We start from the raw sequence: 4,068 nt of genomic DNA, 5'->3' as shown, positions 1-4,068 counted from the left end.
CTCTTCTATGTCGGCGACCGCCGCAGGACCAATCTCGCCTATGCCGATGGCGCAGGGGCCGAGAGCGACTGGTCTCAGTTGCGCCACGAAGTGGCACTGACCCCCGACGCCATCGTCCGCCTCGCCGAGGCGACGCACGAGCGCTACGGCTTTGTCGATTTCAAGCTCAAGGGCGGCGTGCTGCGCGGCGAAGACGAGATCGAGGCGGTGACAGCGCTCGCCCGGCGCTTCCCGAAGGCGCGCGTGACGCTGGATCCCAACGGCGCGTGGTCTCTCGAAGAGGCGATCCGGCTGTGCAAGGATATGCACGGCATTCTGGCCTATGCCGAGGATCCCTGCGGCGCGGAAGGCGGCTTTTCCGGCCGCGAGGTCATGGCGGAATTCCGCCGCGCGACCGGACTGGCCACCGCGACCAACATGATCGCGACGGATTGGCGTCAACTCTCGCATGCGCTGCGACTTGGCGCCGTCGATATTCCACTCGCCGATCCGCATTTCTGGACCATGCAGGGTTCGGTGCGCGTGGCGCAAACCTGTCGGGATAACGGCCTGACATGGGGCTCCCATTCCAACAACCATTTCGACATCTCGCTCGCCATGTTCACGCACGTCGCCGCCGCCGCGCCCGGCAGGGTGACCGCGATCGACACGCATTGGATCTGGCAGGACGGACAGAGCCTCACCAAGAACCCGTTGCAGATCGTCGGCGGCAAGATCGTGGTTCCCGACCGTCCCGGTCTTGGTGTAGAGATCAACCGGGCGGCGCTCGAAGCCGCGCATGGGCTTTACAAGGCACACGGGCTCGGCGCCCGCGACGATGCAATCGCCATGCAATTCCTGATCCCCGGCTGGCGTTTTGACGACAAACGTCCCTGCCTCGTGCGCTGAAACGGCTCGCCTTCGGCCAATGGAGAAATAGCATGAACGCGGTTCTGAAGAATCTGATCGCAGCAGAATGGGTCGAAGGTGCCGGCGTCAGCCGCAATATCAACCCGTCCGATACCAACGATATCGTCGGCGAATATGCCAGGGCGGACGCGGCGCAAACCTTGCAGGCGGTGGCGGCTGCGAAGGCTGCATTCCCGGCCTGGTCGCGCTCGACGCCGCAGCAACGGTTCGACGCGCTCAATCGGATCTCGGTCGAAATCCTCGCACGCAAGGACGAGCTTGGCCGGCTTTTGGCGCGCGAGGAAGGCAAGACGCTGCCGGAGGGGATTGGCGAGGTCGCCCGCGCCGGGCAGATATTCGCTTTCTTCGCCGGCGAGGCCTTGCGGCTGAGCGGCGAGACGGGGGCCTCGGTGCGTCCCGGCATCGAGGTCGAGATCACGCGCGAGCCGGTCGGCATTGTCGGCCTGATCACTCCCTGGAATTTCCCGATCGCGATCCCGGCATGGAAGATCGCGCCGGCGCTGTGCTTCGGCAATTCGGTGGTTTTCAAGCCGGCGGAAATCGTGCCGGGTTCGGCGCATGCGCTCGCCGAGATCATCGCGCGCGCAGGGCTCCCGGCGGGTGTCTTCAATCTCGTGATGGGCCCGGGATCCGTTGTCGGAAACACGCTGACCGGGCATCCCGACGTTGCGGCGATATCTTTCACCGGCTCCGTCGGCACCGGGCGCGGCATCGCGCAGGCCTGCGTCGCCGCCACGCCGATGAAGAAGTTCCAGCTCGAGATGGGCGGCAAGAATCCGCTGGTTGTGCTCGACGATGCCGACGTGAAGGTCGCGGTCGAAGCCGCCGTGAACGGCGCGTTCTTCTCCACGGGCCAGCGCTGCACCGCCTCGTCGCGGCTGATCGTCACGCAGGGTATTCATGATCGCTTCGTCGAGGCGCTGACCGAACGCATCAAGGGCCTGGTCGTCGACGATGCCTTGAAGAGCGGCACGCAGATCGGCCCGGTCGTCGACCAGAACCAGCTCGATCAAGACCTGCGCTATCTCAAGATCGGCAAGGATGAGGGCGCAAAGCTCCACTGGGGCGGCGAAATCCTCAATCGCGAAACGCCCGGCTTCTATCTGCAGCCCGCGATCTTCACCGGCGCAAGCAACGCGATGCGTATCGCCCGCGAGGAAATATTCGGGCCGGTCGCCTGTATCATTCCCGCCAAGGATTACGAGGAGGCCCTGGCGATCGCCAACGACACCGAGTTCGGCCTCGCGGCTGGGGTCTGCACGACGAGCCTGAAATATGCGTCGCATTTCAAGCGCAATAGCGAGGCCGGCATGGTGATGGTCAACCTGCCGACCGCCGGCGTCGACTATCACGTGCCGTTCGGCGGCCGCAAGGGATCGAGCTACGGCGCGCGCGAGCAGGGCGCGTATGCGCGTGAATTCTATACGATCGTCAAAACCGCTTATACCAATCCGGGCTAGGCACGGGATCGGACCGGCTGAAGAAGGGAGAGCAGCGTGACAGCAAGGGCGACGGCGCAGGCCTTTGAGCCGCGCTACATCAGGCTCGACGCCCACGACAATGTCGCGATCGTCGTCAATGACTTTGGGCTGCCGGCAAACACCCAGTTTCCGTGCGGTCTGACGCTGCGCAACTTCGTGCCGCAGGGCCACAAGGTGGCGCTCGCCGACATTGCCCTGGGCGAGCCGATCCGCCGCTACAATGAGGTGATCGGGACGGCGGCGCAGCCGATCCTGGCCGGCGAATGGGTCGACGAGGCGCGGATCCGGATGCCGACGCCGCCCGAACTCGACAAGCTCGAATTGGCAACCGTTGTTCCCGCGCCACGGGCTGCGCTTGATGGCTACACCTTCGAGGGCTTCCGCAACGCCGACGGCTCGGTCGGGACCAAGAACGTGCTGGCGATCTCCACCAGCGTGCAATGTGTCGCCGGCACGCTGCAGTTTGCGCTCAAACGCATCAAGGCGGAGCTGCTGCCGAAATATCCCAATGTCGATGACGTCATTGCACTGACGCACAATTATGGCTGCGGCGTCGCGATATCGGCGCCGCTGGCGATTGTGCCGATCCGCACGCTGCAAAATCTTGCCAAGAACCCGAATTTCGGCGGCGAGGTCATGGTCGTCGGCCTCGGCTGCGAGAAACTCATTCCGGAGCGGCTGCTGCCGGGCGAGGCAGGCGACCATGTCGTGCGGATGCAGGATGAGGCTTTCGACGGCTTCGGCGCCATCGTCGAAGCCATCATGGCCATGGCGGAGGCGCGGCTGGCCGTGCTCGACCGGCGCCGCCGCGAAATCTGTCCTGCCTCCGACCTCGTCGTCGGCATGCAATGCGGCGGTTCCGATGCCTTTTCCGGCGTCACCGCCAACCCCGCTCTCGGCTTTGCCGCCGATCTCCTCGTGCGCGCCGGCGCCAGCGTGATGTTTTCCGAAGTCACGGAAGTGCGCGACGCCATCCACCTTTTGACGCGCCGCGCCATCAACGAGGATGTCGGCCGCGCCCTGATCCGCGAAATGGCCTGGTATGACAGCTATCTTGCCAAGGGCGACGCCGACCGCAGCGCCAATACCACGCCCGGCAACAAGAAGGGCGGCCTCGCCAATATCGTGGAGAAGTCGCTGGGCTCGATCGTCAAATCCGGCACCAGCCCGATCGTCGATGTGCTGTCGCCGGGCGAGCGGGTGCGCAAGAAGGGCATGACCTTCGCCGCGACGCCCGCCAGCGATTTTATCTGTGGCACGCTGCAACTCGCCTCCGGCATGACCTTGCAGGTGTTCACGACGGGCCGTGGCACCCCCTACGGGCTCGCCGCCGCGCCGGTGATCAAGGTATCGACGCGAACCGAACTGGCGCGCCGCTGGAAGGACCTGATCGATTTCGATGCCGGCCGCATCGCCACCGGCGAAGCCACCATCGAGCAGACCGGGTGGGACCTGTTCCGCCTGATCCTGGACGTCGCAAGCGGCCGGACCAAAGTGTGGGCCGACCACTGGGGCATCCATAACGACCTCACGCTGTTCAATCCGGGCCCGGTGACGTAGATCAGACCTAGACCAGACTTGGTCCAGCGTTTCCGTAAGCTGTGATCATATCGAGATCGCGTGTGAACCGCTTCCCGAGTTAGCCGGCGCCGTTATCTTCTCCCCTCCCCCCGCGAAG

3 protein-coding genes are annotated in these 4,068 nt (G+C 64.8%); all 3 read left to right on the top strand.

All coding sequences use genetic code 11. The features are described from left to right. Nucleotides 1–888: enolase C-terminal domain-like protein (locus ABSG20_RS31320; RefSeq protein WP_423868320.1), on the top strand; the 888-nt coding region annotated here is incomplete at its 5' end. Between the two features lie 32 nt (nucleotides 889–920). Next, nucleotides 921–2,369 (top strand): aldehyde dehydrogenase family protein, encoded by a 1,449-nt coding sequence (locus ABSG20_RS31315; RefSeq protein ID WP_423868319.1) that lies wholly within the window; start codon nucleotides 921–923, stop codon nucleotides 2,367–2,369. A gap of 36 nt (nucleotides 2,370–2,405) precedes the next feature. After that, nucleotides 2,406–3,950 (top strand): galactarate dehydratase, encoded by a 1,545-nt coding sequence (garD, locus tag ABSG20_RS31310; protein ID WP_423868318.1) that lies wholly within the window; start codon nucleotides 2,406–2,408, stop codon nucleotides 3,948–3,950. Nucleotides 3,951–4,068 lie beyond the last annotated feature (118 nt).

The sequence above is a fragment of the Bradyrhizobium sp. genome (assembly GCF_049512235.1).
Taxonomy (GTDB): Bacteria; Pseudomonadota; Alphaproteobacteria; order Rhizobiales; family Xanthobacteraceae; genus Bradyrhizobium.
The sequence above is the reverse complement of the archived record's forward strand: the minus strand, read 5'-3'. Positions and strand labels throughout refer to the sequence as shown.

Bases quoted from the DNA above. Each gene is read 5' to 3' on its own strand.
- ABSG20_RS31315 (WP_423868319.1), top strand. From the start codon at position 921: ATGAACGCGGTTCTGAAGAATCTGATCGCAGCAGAATGGGTCGAAGGT.